The sequence below is a fragment of the Brevibacillus brevis genome (genome assembly GCF_022026395.1).
Classification (GTDB): domain Bacteria; phylum Bacillota; class Bacilli; order Brevibacillales; family Brevibacillaceae; genus Brevibacillus.
The window spans coordinates 4,451,430-4,467,501 of the sequence record NZ_CP041767.1 but is presented as its reverse complement, the minus strand read 5'-3'; the positions used below and the strand labels follow the sequence as shown (position 1 = coordinate 4,467,501).

Annotated in this window: 17 protein-coding genes; 12 read left to right on the top strand and 5 right to left on the bottom strand. The window is 47.1% G+C overall.

The genetic code is table 11. The annotated features are described in order from the left end of the window. Positions 1 to 36 precede the first annotated feature (36 nt). The gene (locus tag FO446_RS21225) at positions 37 to 1,398 is read left to right on the top strand and encodes a hypothetical protein (RefSeq protein WP_173610855.1); all 1,362 of its coding nucleotides are present in this window, start codon (positions 37 to 39) and stop codon (positions 1,396 to 1,398) included. A gap of 304 nt (positions 1,399 to 1,702) precedes the next feature. Here the strand turns inward: FO446_RS21225 and FO446_RS29115 are convergent, their stop codons facing one another. Continuing rightward, on the bottom strand, positions 1,703 to 1,933 hold the full coding sequence (locus tag FO446_RS29115) for a hypothetical protein (RefSeq protein WP_217367202.1): 231 nt from the start codon (positions 1,931 to 1,933) through the stop codon (positions 1,703 to 1,705). Between the two features lie 360 nt (positions 1,934 to 2,293). Then, a complete protein-coding gene (locus tag FO446_RS21220; RefSeq protein WP_173610857.1) occupies positions 2,294 to 2,467 on the bottom strand; it encodes a type 1 glutamine amidotransferase family protein in 174 nt (57 codons plus the stop codon). Positions 2,468 to 2,567: 100 nt separating this feature from the next. Between FO446_RS21220 and FO446_RS21215 the strand changes: the two genes are divergently transcribed. Together FO446_RS21215 and FO446_RS21210 are read left to right on the top strand one after the other, a co-directional pair. After that, positions 2,568 to 3,329 (top strand): hypothetical protein, encoded by a 762-nt coding sequence (locus FO446_RS21215; protein ID WP_232774479.1) that lies wholly within the window; start codon positions 2,568 to 2,570, stop codon positions 3,327 to 3,329. 2 nt (positions 3,330 to 3,331) lie between these two features. Next, positions 3,332 to 3,841 carry a hypothetical protein gene (locus FO446_RS21210; RefSeq protein WP_237898983.1) on the top strand — a complete coding sequence of 170 codons (510 nt, stop codon included), beginning with the start codon at positions 3,332 to 3,334 and terminating at the stop codon, positions 3,839 to 3,841. Positions 3,842 to 4,421: 580 nt separating this feature from the next. Here the strand turns inward: FO446_RS21210 and FO446_RS21205 are convergent. Together FO446_RS21205 and FO446_RS21200 are read right to left on the bottom strand one after the other, a co-directional pair. Further along, positions 4,422 to 5,102 (bottom strand): class I SAM-dependent methyltransferase, encoded by a 681-nt coding sequence (locus FO446_RS21205; protein WP_232774476.1) that lies wholly within the window; start codon positions 5,100 to 5,102, stop codon positions 4,422 to 4,424. Between the two features lie 102 nt (positions 5,103 to 5,204). After that, positions 5,205 to 5,603, bottom strand: a complete 399-nt coding sequence (locus tag FO446_RS21200; RefSeq protein ID WP_173610859.1) for an RrF2 family transcriptional regulator — start codon at positions 5,601 to 5,603, stop codon at positions 5,205 to 5,207. 291 nt (positions 5,604 to 5,894) lie between these two features. On the opposite strand from FO446_RS21200, the gene trxA reads away from it, so the two are divergent. The 6 genes from trxA (at position 5,895) to FO446_RS21170 (ending at position 11,823) form a co-directional block, all read left to right on the top strand. Further along, complete coding sequence (gene trxA / locus FO446_RS21195; RefSeq protein WP_017250634.1) at positions 5,895 to 6,212, top strand: thioredoxin; 318 nt, start codon at positions 5,895 to 5,897, stop codon at positions 6,210 to 6,212. A gap of 226 nt (positions 6,213 to 6,438) precedes the next feature. Next, positions 6,439 to 7,530, top strand: a complete 1,092-nt coding sequence (hppD, locus tag FO446_RS21190) for a 4-hydroxyphenylpyruvate dioxygenase (protein ID WP_173610860.1) — start codon at positions 6,439 to 6,441, stop codon at positions 7,528 to 7,530. A gap of 170 nt (positions 7,531 to 7,700) precedes the next feature. After that, a complete protein-coding gene (locus FO446_RS21185; protein ID WP_237898982.1) occupies positions 7,701 to 8,249 on the top strand; it encodes a sigma-70 family RNA polymerase sigma factor in 549 nt (182 codons plus the stop codon). A gap of 100 nt (positions 8,250 to 8,349) precedes the next feature. Continuing rightward, positions 8,350 to 9,177 carry a GNAT family N-acetyltransferase gene (locus tag FO446_RS21180; protein WP_221868078.1) on the top strand — a complete coding sequence of 276 codons (828 nt, stop codon included), beginning with the start codon at positions 8,350 to 8,352 and terminating at the stop codon, positions 9,175 to 9,177. A 161-nt stretch (positions 9,178 to 9,338) separates the two neighbouring features. After that, entirely contained in the window at positions 9,339 to 11,066 is a 1,728-nt protein-coding gene (locus tag FO446_RS21175) for a sensor histidine kinase (protein ID WP_173610863.1), read from the top strand. Continuing rightward, positions 11,041 to 11,823: a LytR/AlgR family response regulator transcription factor gene (locus FO446_RS21170; protein ID WP_173610864.1), complete on the top strand. Its 783-nt coding sequence runs from the start codon at positions 11,041 to 11,043 to the stop codon at positions 11,821 to 11,823. Before FO446_RS21175 ends, FO446_RS21170 begins: the two co-directional genes overlap by 26 nt. A gap of 60 nt (positions 11,824 to 11,883) precedes the next feature. Here FO446_RS21170 and FO446_RS21165 read toward each other — a convergent pair whose 3' ends face one another. Continuing rightward, positions 11,884 to 12,369, bottom strand: coding sequence for a hypothetical protein (locus FO446_RS21165; protein ID WP_173610865.1), 486 nt, complete (start codon positions 12,367 to 12,369; stop codon positions 11,884 to 11,886). Between the two features lie 256 nt (positions 12,370 to 12,625). On the opposite strand from FO446_RS21165, the gene FO446_RS21160 reads away from it, so the two are divergent. The 3 genes from FO446_RS21160 (at position 12,626) to FO446_RS21150 (ending at position 16,019) form a co-directional block, all read left to right on the top strand. Then, positions 12,626 to 14,716 carry a carbon starvation CstA family protein gene (locus FO446_RS21160; RefSeq protein WP_221868079.1) on the top strand — a complete coding sequence of 697 codons (2,091 nt, stop codon included), beginning with the start codon at positions 12,626 to 12,628 and terminating at the stop codon, positions 14,714 to 14,716. Continuing rightward, a complete protein-coding gene (locus FO446_RS21155; protein WP_173610867.1) occupies positions 14,713 to 14,925 on the top strand; it encodes a CstA-like transporter-associated (seleno)protein in 213 nt (70 codons plus the stop codon). The genes FO446_RS21160 and FO446_RS21155 overlap by 4 nt, the downstream gene beginning before the upstream one ends. A 269-nt stretch (positions 14,926 to 15,194) precedes the next feature. Beyond that, positions 15,195 to 16,019, top strand: coding sequence for an inositol monophosphatase family protein (locus tag FO446_RS21150; RefSeq protein ID WP_221868080.1), 825 nt, complete (start codon positions 15,195 to 15,197; stop codon positions 16,017 to 16,019). The last annotated feature ends 53 nt before the right edge of the window (positions 16,020 to 16,072 follow it).

Below are 16,072 nucleotides of genomic sequence, written 5' to 3'. Positions count from 1 at the left end.
TGGCTCGATAAGCACCGAACCAATGGAGGATTTTCTATGAAAAAAACAAAATCGAAGCTGGGATCATTTCTGAGCGTTTCCGCTCTGTCTGCGTTGGCGGTAACTGCCGTATTCCCTGTAATTCCTGCACAGGCGGCCATGAACGGGAACAAAGATGGTATTGTCGCGCAGGTAAAAAAAGTGGAAAAAGCGGATAGCAAAAAACAGCAGAATGACGAAGAGGACAAGAAGGGCAAGAAGGGCAAGAAGGAAGATATTAAGCTGACTCCAGAGCAGGAAGCCATTTATATTCAAAAAGCAAAAGATGCCTTCCAGGAAAAAAATATTGAACTTCCTGCAAGTGGATACAAGATTGAAGCATACCATTTCATGAAAGAGACAGAGACCGTATATGTGAGTTGGTTTCCTGAAGATGAAGATGAAGATGAAGCAAAGAAACCGATGAAAGTGTATCGAGCCAAGTTTGAAAATGCCGATCTGGATAAGGGAACAGGCACGGTGAGTGTAAAGGTCATCAATCAATTCGGCACCGTATTCAGTAAACTTGACCAAGAACTGGCCGCTCCTTTTATCGAAAAAGCAAAAGAAGCTTTACAAGAAAAGAATATCGACCTTCCTGAAACTGGGTATGAAGCTAAAGGTGTCAAAGTCACTACTGATGATTTACTTCGCTCGGTTGAAGTGTCCTTTTTACCCGAAGGTACTGATGGGCGATCCGGAAAGGTCTACTATGTGCATTTTGTAGATGTCGATTTGGATAAAGGAACCGGTAAAGTATTCAAATCATTTGTTAGAGAACACAAAGAACAGCAGGATGACGAAGACGACAAGAAAGACAAGAAGGCTGATAGTAAGCTGACAGCAGAGCAGGAAGCCAATTACATTCAAAAAGCAAAAGATGCCTTCCAAGAAAAGAATATTGAACTTCCTGCAAGTGGATACAAGATTAATACTGACTTCAGCAGCAAAAATTCAAATACTGTAATTGTGATATGGCTTCCAGAAGATAAAGAAAAAGTACGTACGATGAAAGTGTATCTTGCCGAGTTTAAAAATGCCGATCTGGACAAGGGAACAGGTACGGTGGATGTAAAGGTCATTAATAAATTCGGTACCGTAATCGGTAAACTTGACCAAGAATTGGCTGCCCCTTTTATTGAAAAAGCAAAAGAAGCTTTGAAAGAAAAGAATATCGAGCTGCCTGAAACCGGGTATGAGATTAAGGCTGTCACATTCACTACCAATGATGTACTTCGCTCGGTTGAAGTTTCCTTTGTTCCTGAAGGCACCAACGGAAGATCAGGAAAGGTTTATGAGGTGTCCTTTAGAGATGTCGATGTAGATAAGGGAACTGGTACTCTATACGATGTATTCGTTGATGACAACGACGACGAATAGCATTGAACTTTCGCAAAACGTAAAATGAGGCACAGGATACATGTTAATTCCCCCCAATCTTTATAGAGTCGCTGATGCGGCTCTTTTTGTCTTTCCTTTTGGGAACGAATTGATCAATAAATCCTTATGATCGATTGAGATATTTTTATGTTGACTCGAAAATTTCGCACACGAATAGGGTTATCGTATAGTTCATTTCCCTCCAGCTCGAACTTTTCTAATTTTAGGCGCATTGTATGATAATATTCCCCGTTAAAAACAAGAGAATCAATTTTCCCGCCACTAGCCTTGATTTCTACTCTTTTCATTTCTCTAACCCTTTCTTCGCCGCAAGACTATTAACCAGCAGCTGAGCCAGCATTTTCGACGAATGATGATCTACATCCCGGAGTCCGGAAAATTCAGTTACTTCCAAGCCAATCACACGACGATCTCCAAGGAGCAATTGCAAGATTTCTTGGCATATGTCTAGTGAAAATCCCTGCTCGCTAGGAATGTACGCTACCGGCATTTCTTTCTTGCAAATCGCATCCACATCGAAATGGATAATATCTTGGCATCATTAGGTATTTCGGAAAGCAATAAGCATATAAGCAGAATTACCATGTAGATGTACTAGTTTTTGATAAGTACCGACGATAATATTGCAATCTCCCCCCAAAATTAACGAAAAATCATCTTGGGAAAACCAATCAAAAGATTGATCGTTCACGATATCTTCCCAAACCATTCACATAATAGAATAGCTGCAAGCAGCTCGTGACAAAGCCAAATCTGATGCATCCATAAGGAAAGCATTACATTTACACGCACACTAAACTTACCCCTTAGCTAACGAAAGCGAAGGGGTACGGAGGATTTACATGAACCGCTCAATATTCGTTCGATAGGCAAATCACGAGTGTTCATCCTCCAGCTTTAGGGCTTGCAATACAAGTACCGCAAATTCAACGTATGCCCCTCCAACTGCCGTAATAAATTGTCCATCCATCACAACATCCGCATCTACTTTATTTTCCCACTGGAATACTCCTTCGATATTCTCTACGAAAGAAGTGGTGTACGTCACATCGCGAATTCCATCGATGATCTAAGCGGATTTGACAGTTGTCGTTTTTTCGTTTACGTAGAAACACTCGATCCAACGCAAAAACCTTGGAGGTAGTACGATGAAAAAGTCCAAAACGAAAAAAACTGCTGCATGGCTGAATCTCTCTGTTATGAGTGCTTTGACAGTGACGGCCATGTTCTCGCCTGTAGCTGCCAGCGCCGCACTCAACGATACGAAGGATAACGTTGCAGCCGAGGCAACAGACGAGGAATTCGATTTCTTGAAACTGACAGAAAAACAGGCGGCGCCGTTTCTTGCAAAAGCAAAAGAAGCATTCACAGCGGAAAATATCTCCCTTCCGGAAAGTGGTTACAAAGCTCGGAATTATGGCAGCAAGAAAAACAATACTTTGACTGTCGTATGGCGATCTGAAACTAACGTGAAGGACAAGGCGTATGTCGCCGAATTTGAGGATATCGATGCAGAAAAAGGAACAGGGACGGTGAAAACGGTAAAGGTCATTAATCGGCCAGGTTACTTCGAAGAGAAACTGACAGAAAAACAGGCCGCTCCGTTTATCGAAAAAGCGAAAGAGGCTTTGCAAGAAAAAAATATAGCTCTCCCAGCGAGCGGGTACAAGCTGTCAAGCAGCAGCCGTGCTTATGACGATGTGCTGGAAAGCGTTCATATTACCTGGCGTCCTGAGACGGGGCAAAAGGAAGGTAAGTACTACTCCGTGCGTTTTGCAGATGTCGATCTGGAGAAAGGAACGGGGAAAATCGATGATGTATATGTAGACAATTATGATAAGCTCATCGCTTTGGAAGAGGAGGATGAAAAGGAAAACAGGAGGACAAGGAACAAAAAAAGGATCTCTTGAAATTGACAGATCAACAGGTGGCTCCGTTTCTTGCAAAAGCAAAAGAGGCTTTGCAAGCAGAGAAGATCGAACTTCCAAATAGTGGATATGAGGTGACGCATTTCGGGAGCAAGAAAGACAAGACCTTACAGCTTCTATGGAGTGCTGAAGAACAATCGAAAGGGTATGTTGTCCATTTTGTTGATGTTGATGTCGAGAAAGGCACAGCGACAGTAAAAAGTGCAAAAGTGATCAATGAGCTTGGCGTCGTTATGCGAGATCTTCCACAAGAACAAGCTGCCCCTTTTATTGAAAAAGCAAAAGAGGCTATGAAAGCGAAAAATTTTACCCCATCTGAAAGTGCATACGAAATTTCTGCTACGGGTGTGACAGTTGACGATGTTTTGCAATTTATTGACGTTTACTGGTATTCAAATGGAAATCCGCAGCCGAAATACAATGTACACTTTACCGACGTCAATTTGGAGAAAGGAACAGGCACAGTGGAGGATGTCATTGAATTTAAGAGCTAATTGATGAGCAAGTATGTGAAAAAAACCAGCCGTTTCCCTGTAAGCTTCAGGGAAGCGGCTTCTTAATCATGTGTTGCGCTTGCTTTTCAAAGGAGAGTAATCTTCTCGTTTTTTTCAAATGCGTTGATGCTCCCAACACAACGTCCCATTCTTTCGTACCACAAGCAGTGCATCGATACCGTTGACGCTTTACCGGTATCTCAATGATTTCATTATTGATGAGATCTTTGTATATTTGGTGTTTATTATCAGATTTGTGAAAGCTCCCATTCCCACAATGAAAGCAAATGATAGGGGCAATAATTGTAAAATTGTATTCGTTGATAATGATACTCACCTTCCGAGATGTGTGTCGCACAAAGTTATAGTAGAAGTAATTAAAAAAGAATGAAAAATAAATAATTTTTAATAGCACGACCCATTTTAACAACGAAATATTGGTTAGTAAACTGCCCAGTTATGGAATAGCAAAGCCTAGACTAACGGGACTCTGTCCGACGTGATTGATCATAAAAAATTGCCGGTTTTCCCTCTCATAGGTGTGACCGGCATACTTCACTAAAGTTGAGAGCATTCTGATCTATTTCCGCAATGCAAACAAGGTCAAAAAGCTGACAGCCTCCCGCAGCTCTACGCTTAAGCGGCCCGCGATATCTGGCGTAATTCCCTCTTTGTATACCGGATCTTCGCCCAGCAGTGTGAAGCCATTTTCGCTCGCCAACTGCTTGGCTTCCCAGGGCATCATCGTATTTTGGATCGTCGTCTCTTCATATAGTCTGCGATAGCTATGCGCACGTGGACCAGCTGTAGGACCGAGGATACCCAAGACGAGAATTCCTCCGGGTGCGAGCACGCGGTGAAGCTCTAGGATTGCCTTGAGCGGAGACGGAGTGAATTCCACTACGTTAATGGAGAGCACACCGGAGAATGAATCATTGGCAAAAGGAAGCTCACTGATGTCTCCTGTCTGAAAATGAACGGATCCCGAGAAGGAAATGACCCGGTCATGAGCGAGGCGGATCATTTCCCCGGCAATGTCGATGCCCTCCACCTGGTAGCCGTGCTCTGCAAGCTTGCAACTGGCATAGCCGTCACCACAGCCTGCATCGAGAACAGATCCAGATCCGACAGGTACATGCTTCATAAAATAGGGAAGGATGGTGCTTCGACTCCCTTTTTCCCACATGTGCTCACTTCTTTTTTGCCAGTCTTCTGCAAATTGATCCCATTGCTTGGCCGCTTGTTCCGTCCATTGGCTCATCCTTGTTCACGCCTTTCTCTTCGATTGAGCGATACCATTATGAAGAAAAACTCCGGTCGAGGCGGCCGGAGCTTTTCATGGAAGTTGTTTTACGACAGTCGATCATGGTTTGGGGATATGTGGGACCAAATCAGCAATTTTTTTACTCTTTAGCGTCTGCATCATTTGCTGCTCGGCCTCAGTCACAACCTGTTGAATCAGACAGGCACTATCATGTCGGAAACTGCATTCAAACAAGGAGGTGGTCCCTTCAATGGCTTGGATAACATCCAGAAACGATATATCATCCTGGTTGCGTTTGAGCTTGTATCCGCCATTTGCGCCGGAGATCGAGTGGATCAGCCCAGCCTTGACCAGTTTGGTCAGCATTTTGGATAGGTACGTTTGTGAGACGCCCAGCTTTTCTGCCAAAAGCTGAACACTAACGGGTTTATCAGGGGCTTCTGCTACCAGATAGAGCATCGCATGGAGGGCATAGTCTGTTGCCTGTGAATACTTCATAAGACACCTCAATCATGGACTTAATACATCCATCATAAAGTGAATGGGGAGCATGAGCAAGGGGAAGAGTGATTCGCGCTGTCATCCTGCACTTTCGATGCCCATTTTTGGATGGTGCAACTTGACACAAAAAATCTTTAAGGGATATTATAGATACGATAAGTCTATGAATGAGTTATTTGAAATGATCGAAGTACAGAGAGTTATTTTTTTGTCTCCATTAAGGATATTAAAGGTCTTTAATGATCATTTTGATTAACTGTTCAACTTATAAAAGGGAGGAAAGTACAAATGAGCATTTGCCACACGACAGATACTACGTTTCAACATGATGTAAAAAGCGAAGGCTATACTCTCGTCAATTTTTGGGCACCTTGGTGCGGGCCATGCCGCTTTTTTGGGCCGATACTCGAATCGTTTGACGGAGAGCATAGCAGCGAAGTGAGAGTCCTAAAGGTCAATGTCGATGAACAAACGGAGATTGCCAATCAGTATGGCATTATGAGTTTGCCAACGACCATTTTGCTCAAAAACGGGGAATTGATCGACAAAGTCGTAGGAGCGGCCCCTCTGGCGGAACTGAAACAATTTGTTTTCAAACACAGGTAAGTAGCTAAACTCAGGGAAAGCCATCGGTCAACTTGATCGGTGGCTTTTTGGTATCCAGTTGTTACTCGCGTGCGTACTTTAATGAATGAAAGCGTTTTAGCGTTTTCGCGTTGTTCCGTGTTCTTGCAAGGGGAAGCGCTTCCAATGTACTCTCAAGATAACGACAAAATAATCCCAATTCACAAAATAATGTCAATAATCGAAAAGGAAAGCGGAGGGGTAGGCAATGAGCAATACCGATTTTTTCCCGATTCAGGACTGGGACTACCTGGAGTTTTATACAGGGAACGCCAAGCAAACCATGCACTATTTCACAAAAGCGTTTGGATTTGAAGCAGTAGCCTATGCGGGCTTGGAGACAGGTTCTCGGGAAAAGGTTTCCTACGTCTTGAAGCAGAAGCATATGACGTTCGTGATCAGCGGGGCGCTTACGCCTGACAGCCCGATCTCGGATTTTGTGAAAAAGCATGGGGACGGCGTCAAAGACGTTGCCCTGCGTGTAGAGGATTGTGAGCAGGCTTACCGGGAGGCAGTTTCTCGCGGAGCCATTCCGATCATGGAGCCGACTGAGTATACCGATGAATTCGGGACGGTCAAAAAAGCGATTATCGGTACGTACGGCGAAAACATTCATTCCTTTATCGAACGAAAAAATTACAACGGACCATTCTTCCCAGGCTATAAAGCTTACCAATCTCCTGTCAAAGGAGAGAGTACGGGTATTATCGGCATCGACCACATCGTTGGTAACGTCGAGGTCATGGATGAGTGGGTAGAATATTACCAAAAGGTCATGGGCTTTACAGCTGTACAAAATTTCAGTGAGGACGACATCTCGACAGAGTATTCTGCGCTCATGTCCAAAGTGATGCAAAGCGGAACCGGACGCATCAAGTTCCCGATTAATGAGCCGGCAGAAGGACGCCGCAAGTCGCAGATTCAGGAATTTTTGGAGTTCTACAAAGGGCCAGGGGTACAGCATATTGCTATCCTGACCAATGATATCATCGACACTGTATCGAAGCTGCGTGATAATGGTGTGGATTTCCTCATGGTGCCAGATGCGTACTACGAAGATTTGAAAGAGCGTGTAGGGGAAATTGACGAAGACATCGAGGCGCTGAGAAAGCTGGGAGTCTTGGTCGACAGAGACGACGAAGGCTACCTCTTACAGCTGTTCAGCAAGCCGATTGTAGACCGTCCGACGCTGTTCATCGAGATTATCCAGCGTAAAGGTGCACGTGGCTTCGGGAATGGCAACTTCAAGGCACTGTTCGAGGCGCTGGAGCGCGAGCAAGAGCGTAGAGGTAACCTGTAATTTATTGATGTAACGGCATGACAAGACCATCTCAAGCTGATAAAGCTGAAGGGATGGTCTTTTTCTATTTTGCGAAGCAGAAAAATGAATGCCTCATGAACCATTTACCCGTCTCTATCATCTATACTAATGAGAACCAAATGTTGGATATAAAAGGAGGGTTATGCGATGTGAGCATCAAGAGGGAAGTTCAGCAGGACATTCAGCTGGCGCAGGACGGCAGCGTAGAAGCTTTTGCCAGAGTCATTCAATCGTACGAGCGGACTTTGTATGGCTTGGCACGAACCTATGTCGGGCGGGACGAGGATTGTGCCGATGTGGTGCAGGATGCGGTGATGAAAGCATTCAGAGCCATCCGAACGCTACGAGAGCCTGCTTATTTCAAAACATGGATGATTCAAATTCTCATAAACGAATGCAGACAATGGCAGAGAAAAAAGAAACGAAGCCCAACAACCGTAGAGCTGTTTTCACTACAAATAGAGGAGAAAGCGGTACAGGCTCCCTACGAAGCGATTGAATTAACAGAGGCAGTATGGAAGTTGGAGCAAGAGCTGCGCATCGTCGTTTGGCTTCACTATTACGAGGATTTGCCAATCAAGCAAGTTTGCCCTGCGAGCAGGCATCCCGGAAGGCACAGTGAAATCCCGGCTGCACCGGGCTCGCCTACTGCTTGCAGAAGAGCTGGAATCCTCCGAGGAAAGGAACGTGGACGATGACCCGACTTTTGTGCGGAAGCTGAGTCTGGACGACTTCGCTCCGCTATTAGCCGCATAAGTACACAGATGTCCAAAAGAGAGAGAAAGGGCCGAAATTAGGATGATTCATCGATTGGAAACAAATGATTATGCAAAAATCAGAACGTTGGTCTCGCCTGATAATGTGAACATTTTGACCATCCATGCGATTATCAATGGGACAAATCGAGGAGTGATTTACGTAGACGATGTGGAGCAGCCCCGGACAGCCTTGGTCGATCAAACAGGAGTGATCAGCATTTTCGTAGGGGATGCTGCCAATGAAGCGTTCACAGCGGATCTGGGGGGCTTTATTGAGGGGGAATTGCGCACATATACGACCGAATCGTGCGGGGGCACTCATTTTCTGGCAGTTGTCCCAGATGAGACGTGGGAAAAAGCAGTGACCAAAGCCATCTCGCATCGAGAGATCGAAACGGATTGGGAGTATTACTACCAGTTCAATCCCGAGCAATTCCAAGCGCGAAAGATCAGCTATCGCCCTCTGCCCGAAGGATACACGTTGAAAAGAATCGATGCAGGCGTCATTGAAAACGATCCGGACAACATCTTGCTCGAGGTTGTGGAGGAATTCTATCATTCGGTGGATGATTTTCTGCAGTGGGGAGTAGGTTTTTGCGTATGTAAAGGAAATGCGATTGTGAGTGCTTGCCTGTCTTGCTGTGTCCATGAGCGTGACCATGAAATTAGCGTGGAAACGTACGAGGAAGCCGATATGAACAAAGGCTTTGCTACGCTTGCTTGTGCGGCGTACCTGGAGCATTGCGTGGAACATGGGCTGACACCGCACTGGACCACGCTGGAAACGAATGAGGAATCAGTTCGTTTGGGGATAAAGCTAGGATTTGAGCCGAAGGAAAAGTGCAAAATATTGGAGTTCGAGTATTAAAACGATACGGATATCCATGGGTTGTCGAAATCATTTCGGCAACCTTTTTTACTAGGAAAGGAAGAGAAACAAAAGGGAAATACGTAGTAGAGAGTGAATATTTTGATTAGTTACAGAAACAAGCAGGAACCATCGGGCGGCGACAGGAGAGGGATCAACCAATGAATATGGCATTAATGGTTCCGTTGACGGAGCGGACGGCTGTTTTGATAGTGGCGGCCTTGTTGTTTACACGTGTACGAGCATTCCGCAGCATATTGAACCAGCAAGCGACATGGCGAGAAAAAGCACTGATGGTCGTCATTTTTTCTGCTATTTCCATACTGGGTACCTATAATGGCATTTGGTATCAGGATGCGATTGCGAATTCACGTGTGATCGGGACTGTCGTGGCTGGATTGCTGGCTGGTCCCTGGGTAGGGCTGATGACAGGGTTGATTGCGGGAATTCATCGCTATTCATTGGGGGGCTTTACAGATTTGGCATGTGCCATCTCGACCATTAGCGAGGGCTTGTTTGCGGGATTAATCTATCAGTTCCTCCGTAACCGCAGCAAAAAAATCGGGTGGACGACAGCACTCTTCGTTGGTTTCTTGGCGGAGTGGCTGCAAATGGGAATTGTTCTTCTAATCGCACGGCCTTACGCTGACGCTTTGGCATTGGTGCAGGCCATTAGTGTACCAATGTCAGTCGTCAACTCGGTTGGAATTGCTATTTTGATTATTATAATTGATTTGGCCAAAAAGGAAGAGGATCGGATTGGCGCGCTCCAAGCCCAGCGAACGCTGCAAGTAGCGGACAAGACACTCTCTTACTTGCGTCAAGGACTGACGTATGATTCTGCCCAAAAGGTAGCGGAGGAAATATTGCGGACGACGCGTGTAGCAGCGGTAGCAATTACCGATACGCGCTCTGTGCTTGCGCATGTTGGCGCAGGCTCGTCCCATCACGTAGTTGGAGAAGGCATAACGACTAAGGCGACCCGTGAAGTTTTATCGACCAAAGAAGTAAAAATTGCCCAGACGAAAGAAGAGATTGGGTGCAGGGAGACGAATTGTTCCTTGCGCTATGCGATCCTTGTCCCTCTGATGCGAAGACGTGAAGTGGCGGGCGTGCTCAAGCTGTATCAGGATCGGTCTCGCAAATTGTCGGCAGTGGACCTGGAACTCGTGCGTGGATTGGGGAACCTGATCTCGAGTCAGCTCGAACTGGCTGAGCTGGAGAAGCAATCCCGTTTGTTGGCAGATGCAGAAATCAGAGCCTTGCATGCGCAGATCAATCCGCATTTCTTGTTTAATGCGCTCAATACGATCGTTTCGTTCATTCGCTTCCGCCCCGAACAGGCCCGTGAACTGTTGATTCATTTAGGGGAGTACTTCCGGCGTAATTTGCATGACTCTGGCGGATATGTCAGTCTGGCGCGTGAGCTGGAGCATATCGAAGCGTATTTGGCCATCGAACGTGCGAGGTTCGGGGACAAGCTCCATGTAGAGTACGACATCGAGGATGGTGTAGAGCGGATTACTGTGCCAGGACTGATTTTGCAGCCTCTGGTAGAAAATGCGGTCAAGCACGGGCTATTGCCCAAACGCGAAGGGGGAACGGTAGTGATTCGTGCGCGCCGCAAAGAAAAGCAAATCGTCGAACTGACAGTGGCAGATAATGGGGTCGGAATGGAAATGGACCCATTCGAACCAGCCCTAAATGAGAAGCGTGCAGGGCGGCAATTATCCGGGATCGGTCTTGCCAATGTAAAAAGCCGTCTCCAGTCGATCTACGGAGAACCGTATGGAATCGTGATCGAGAGCAAAAGCGGGAGCGGTACAACATGCACCATACAATTACCGATAGGGGTGAACGTCAGTGCTCAAAGTGTTCATCGTCGATGATGAGACGCCTGCCAGAGAAGAACTGCGGTATTTGCTGGAGCAGTTTTCGGAAGTGTCCGTAGTAGGAGAGGCGGGCAGCGGGGAAGAGGCGTTGGAAGCGGTGCTTCAGACAGAGCCAGACGCGGTCTTTTTGGACATTCATTTGCAGGACAGGGATGGAGTTGATGTGGGACAGGAGCTTCTCGAATCCATGGTCAATCCACCTGTTATCATCTTTGCAAGCGCGTATGACTTTCATGCGGTTCGAGCATTTGAGGCCGAAGCCGTCGATTATATTGTCAAGCCGTTCAGTGAAATGCGTCTGGAAAAGACGATGAATCGGGTACGAAAAATGAGGCGGAAAAGCGAACCTGCATTGGACGCGTCACCGCTGCTGGAGGAAAGGCTACAGTCCCTTCTGCAAAATGTGCTGGTCGATACTCAGCCGCGTCGTGTCCCCGTAGAAAAAAACGGCAAGATCATGCTGATTGATCCAAACGAAATCGTCTATGCCACCTTGGAAGGAAGGTATGCGAACATTTATACAGCAGGTGAGCAATATGCGACCACGTTTACGTTGCAGGAGCTGGAGAGCAGGCTGTCACGCCAGCAGTTCTTTCGGACGCATCGGGCTTTTATCGTCAATTTATCTAAAACGGCTGAGCTCGTCCCTTGGTTCAAAGGCTCGATTCATCTAGTCATGCAAGATCACCGCAAAACAGAAGTGCCTGTTAGTCGCAATGTCGTGAAGGAATTGAAGAAACGATTGGGGTTTTAAGCAAACAGACCAATCCTGCGTCCCGTTTGGGGGGAGGATTGGTCTGTTTTTTCCGACAGCTTACATGGGATATTCATCGTTTTTCTTACGTGTCACCATGATCCCGCCTAATACGATCAGGATCAAGCCAAGGATGCCGCCTACCTGGGTAGACGCCAGATTCGCGATCAAAAATACGATAGCAAGAACGGTGAGGATGCCAATGGGGATCAAGAGAGCGGGTTTGCGATTGCCGAATAGGTACAGCTCAGTAAGCCCCACGGCAGGACCGAGCAGGAAGAAGGGCCACGTCGTGCTCATATCCCCATGAAAAAATAGCTGGCTGAAAAAGAAGAGTGGGGCATAAACGAGCAAGATTCCGCCCGGTACGAGCAATCCAGCGCGATTTGGCTTTGGGTTCATAAAAAAGAAAATATGAAACCCGATTCCTGGGATGAGAAGGAAGACTGGCCATAGCAAGTCCAGTGCGAGCGGTACGTTCAGGTAGGTAGCCAGAACAAAAATCGCTCCGATTCCGATAATGATGTAACCCGCGATTCGTCGCATGTGCGTATTCTCCTTTTTGATGTCCATACCAATTTATGTATAACTTTAACATATTGTGGAGGAGTTTGTATCAGACTCTGGGCGGAGACTTTCTACGTCCCAAAATTGAATGCGCTTGCACTCAAACGAGGATGGTGCAGCTTGTGCCTGTTTTTGTACGGTTCAGCCATTTTTTATGTTGGCAAGTTGTCCGATGTGATACGTTTTTCTAAGGTTCATTGCCTGAATATTTGATAAATAGAAGGAGGCGACTCGGATGAAGAAATGGTTTCTTTCCCTCTTGATTTGGGGCGGGATAGCCGCAATGGGTGCTGTCGGATTCGGGATGATAGCCCTCTGGCAAGGGGAATCAGTCAACTCGTTCTGGTTACTGACTGCCGCATTTTGCACTTATGCTGTAGCTTATCGTTTTTACAGTAAATTCATAGCCAAAAAACTAATGGCGCTCGATGACAATCGCGCCACTCCGGCAGAAGTGAACAACGACGGCAAAGACTTCGTGCCAACGAACAAATGGGTGTTGTTTGGGCACCATTTCGCTGCGATTGCAGGTGCAGGTCCGCTCGTAGGTCCTACGCTGGCTGCGCAAATGGGATATTTGCCGGGAACGATCTGGATTATCGTCGGGGTCGTGATCGGTGGAGCGGTGCAGGACTTTATCATTCTGTTTGGATCAATGCGTCGCAATGGAAAGTCTCTCGGTCAGATTGCCAAGGAAGAGATCGGTCCTGTTGGCGGAGCGCTTGCCTTGGTCGGAATTATTGCCATTATGATCATCTTGATTGCAGTCTTGGCGATGGTTGTAGTTAACGCGCTAGCTGAATCACCGTGGGCTACCTTTACGATATTCATGACGCTGCCAATCGCGATATTGATGGGATTGTATATGCGGTATATACGACCCGGGCAGGTATTGGAAGGATCGATTATCGGGCTTGCTCTCTTGTTCTTCTCCCTCTGGCTCGGTCAAATCGTTGCTGCATCGCCAACATGGGGACCAGCCTTTACGTTCTCCAAGGTACAGCTTGCCTGGATGATTATTGTGTACGGCTTTATTGCCTCGGTTTTGCCTGTGTGGCTGCTATTGGCACCGCGCGATTACCTCAGCTCGTTTTTGAAAGTAGGGACGATAGCGGTATTGGCGGTAGGAATCGTGCTGACACTGCCACCATTGCAAATGCCGGCACTGACGAAGTTCATTGATGGTACTGGCCCTGTTTTTGCAGGAAATTTGTTCCCCTTCTTGTTTATTACTATCGCGTGCGGTGCCGTATCGGGATTCCATTCACTCGTGTCTTCTGGAACGACACCGAAGATGATCGCGAAGGAATCGCATGCGCCTTTGATCGGTTATGGCGGGATGCTGATGGAGTCTGGCGTCGCGATTATGGCGATGATTGCAGCATGCGTGCTGACTCCCGGAGTCTATTTTGCGATCAACTCACCTGCTGCAGCAATTGGCGTGGATGTGGTCCAGGTTGCGACGACGATAACGGGCTGGGGCTATACCGTCACCCCTGACCAATTAACCACTCTTGCCAACGACATTCAAGAAAAGACGATCCTTTCCCGGACGGGCGGAGCGCCGTCACTGGCTATCGGAATGGCGACGATTTTCTCCGGTGTATTGGGTGGCAAGGCATTAATGGCATTCTGGTATCACTTTGCGATTTTGTTTGAGGCTGTCTTTATTTTGACGACGATCGATGCGGGAACACGTGTCGGACGATTCATGGTACAAGACATGCTCGGCAACGTCATTCCGAAAATGAAGGAAGTCAACTGGCTGCCAGGTAATCTGATTGGTTCCGGGATCATTACCATCGGATGGGGATACTTCCTGCTTCAAGGTGTCATGGACCCGTTGGGAGGCATTTACACGCTGTGGCCGCTCTTTGGTATCGCCAACCAGATGCTCGCCGCGATTGCGTTTACAGTGGGAACGACGATTATTTTCAAAATGGGCAAAGCGGCTTACTCGTGGATCACACTCGTACCGATGGCTTGGCTGACGACGGCTACGCTGACAGCAGGCTGGCAAAAGCTGTTCCATCCTGATCCAAAAATCGGGTTCCTCTCACACGCAGAAGCATTCCAAAAGGCATTGGATGCCGGTACGCTGCCCAAAGGGGTAAAAACGGTGGAAGCTGCACAAAAAATGATCTTCAACGACCAGATCGATGCGGTGGTATGTGCGATCTTCATGGTCATTACGGTTGGGATCATTCTCGACGGAGCGCGGGTATGGATCAATATTCTTCGCGGCAAGCACTATCCGTTGCAGGAGTCGCCGTACATCAAGTCCAAAGGAAATGTATTTGACGGGAAAGGACATCACGTAGCATGAGGCGCAAGCTAAGAGCCATGCGAAAGGCAATACGCAAAGTGAGCTCTGCTATTAAAACCATTTTCGGAATGCCCGACTATGATCGGTATCTCGCCCATTGGTACGAGACACATGGGGCACCGGGGATCTTTCCGATGACAGAGCGTGAGTACTATATGTACGCATTGACCGAACGATTTGAAAAAGGCGGCGTAACGCGCTGCTGCTAAAGTAGTCATGTAAAAAAGGGTGTCTCCCCGGTCAGAAAATGACGAGGGAGAGGCCCTTTTTCAATAATCCGCGCACTTTAAGGCGTATCCCTCATGGCTAACGTGTGGTGTAACAGCAGGTAAAGTATGGTACACTAAATCATATAGCATGACCGTTTTTTAGCACGAGCTGTCTCATCATTTTCAAATAAAACGTCGAAGCCTCTCTATTCCAGAAGAAAAGGGTGTGCTTTGCGAAAAAATAAGTCAAGTTTTAGGTGGCGATACGTGTGCAAGCATCAACACTGGCGGCTCTCAAGGAGCTAGCTTTGCAATGCGCCCGTTCAGCGGGTGAGCTGAGTCTGAAGCGAATGAAGGAGCCTTTTACCGTCGAGTATAAAACATCTGCCTCCGATCTTGTTACAGCCGTAGATAAAGAAGTGGAGAATCACGTCATCCAGATGATTCTTGCACGCTTCCCTGATCACGGCATTCTTGGAGAAGAGAGTGCACATGCGGAGGATTACAAGCAGTATGACACGCTTTGGGTCATCGACCCGATTGATGGCACGACCAATTTTGTGCATCAGCAAATCAATTTTTCCGTTTCTATTGCCGTTTACCATAAGGGAGAGGGAATGGTCGGAGCCGTTTACGATCCTTCCAGAGACGAGTTGTTTTATGCGGTAAAAGGGGAAGGGGCTTTTCTGAATGATCGTCCCTTGCAGGTGAATCGAGAAGTGAGCCTGGAGCAAGCTTTGTTATGCACGAGTGTATTTTGGAACAAGCGTGCTGAGCAGATCGGCATCGATTTGATTGTGAAAAAGCTTGCTGGTAAGGTTCGCGGAATGCGCCTTTTGGGAAGCGCCGCTCTGGAGATGGCGTATGTGGCTGCGGGGAGACTGGATGGCTACGTCAGTATGCAGCTCAATGCGTGGGATTTCGGGGCAGCTCGCATCATTGTAGAGGAAGCCGGTGGGCGGGTGACGACTATGACGGGGACACCACTGCCGTACGACCAAAAAAGCAGCGTGATGGCTTGCAACCCGACTTTTTATGAGGAGCTGCAGCATTTTCTGAAATCGGAACATACCGATGTACCTTCACAAAATTAAGTGGCACCGAACCCGCTGGATATGCGCATCCAGTGGGTTTTCTTTTGCTATGT

What these genes read in the sequence shown, in the direction of transcription:
- FO446_RS21225 (WP_173610855.1), top strand. Translation starts at nt 37, where the DNA reads ATGAAAAAAACAAAATCGAAGCTGGGATCATTTCTGAGCGTTTCCGCT.
- FO446_RS21215 (WP_232774479.1), top strand. Translation starts at nt 2,568, where the DNA reads ATGAAAAAGTCCAAAACGAAAAAAACTGCTGCATGGCTGAATCTCTCT.
- FO446_RS21205 (WP_232774476.1), bottom strand. Translation starts at nt 5,102, where the DNA reads ATGAGCCAATGGACGGAACAAGCGGCCAAGCAATGGGATCAATTTGCA.
- FO446_RS21200 (WP_173610859.1), bottom strand. Translation starts at nt 5,603, where the DNA reads ATGAAGTATTCACAGGCAACAGACTATGCCCTCCATGCGATGCTCTAT.
- trxA (WP_017250634.1), top strand. Translation starts at nt 5,895, where the DNA reads ATGAGCATTTGCCACACGACAGATACTACGTTTCAACATGATGTAAAA.
- hppD (WP_173610860.1), top strand. Translation starts at nt 6,439, where the DNA reads ATGAGCAATACCGATTTTTTCCCGATTCAGGACTGGGACTACCTGGAG.
- FO446_RS21180 (WP_221868078.1), top strand. Translation starts at nt 8,350, where the DNA reads ATGATTCATCGATTGGAAACAAATGATTATGCAAAAATCAGAACGTTG.
- FO446_RS21175 (WP_173610863.1), top strand. Translation starts at nt 9,339, where the DNA reads ATGAATATGGCATTAATGGTTCCGTTGACGGAGCGGACGGCTGTTTTG.
- FO446_RS21165 (WP_173610865.1), bottom strand. Translation starts at nt 12,369, where the DNA reads ATGCGACGAATCGCGGGTTACATCATTATCGGAATCGGAGCGATTTTT.
- FO446_RS21160 (WP_221868079.1), top strand. Translation starts at nt 12,626, where the DNA reads ATGAAGAAATGGTTTCTTTCCCTCTTGATTTGGGGCGGGATAGCCGCA.
- FO446_RS21155 (WP_173610867.1), top strand. Translation starts at nt 14,713, where the DNA reads ATGAGGCGCAAGCTAAGAGCCATGCGAAAGGCAATACGCAAAGTGAGC.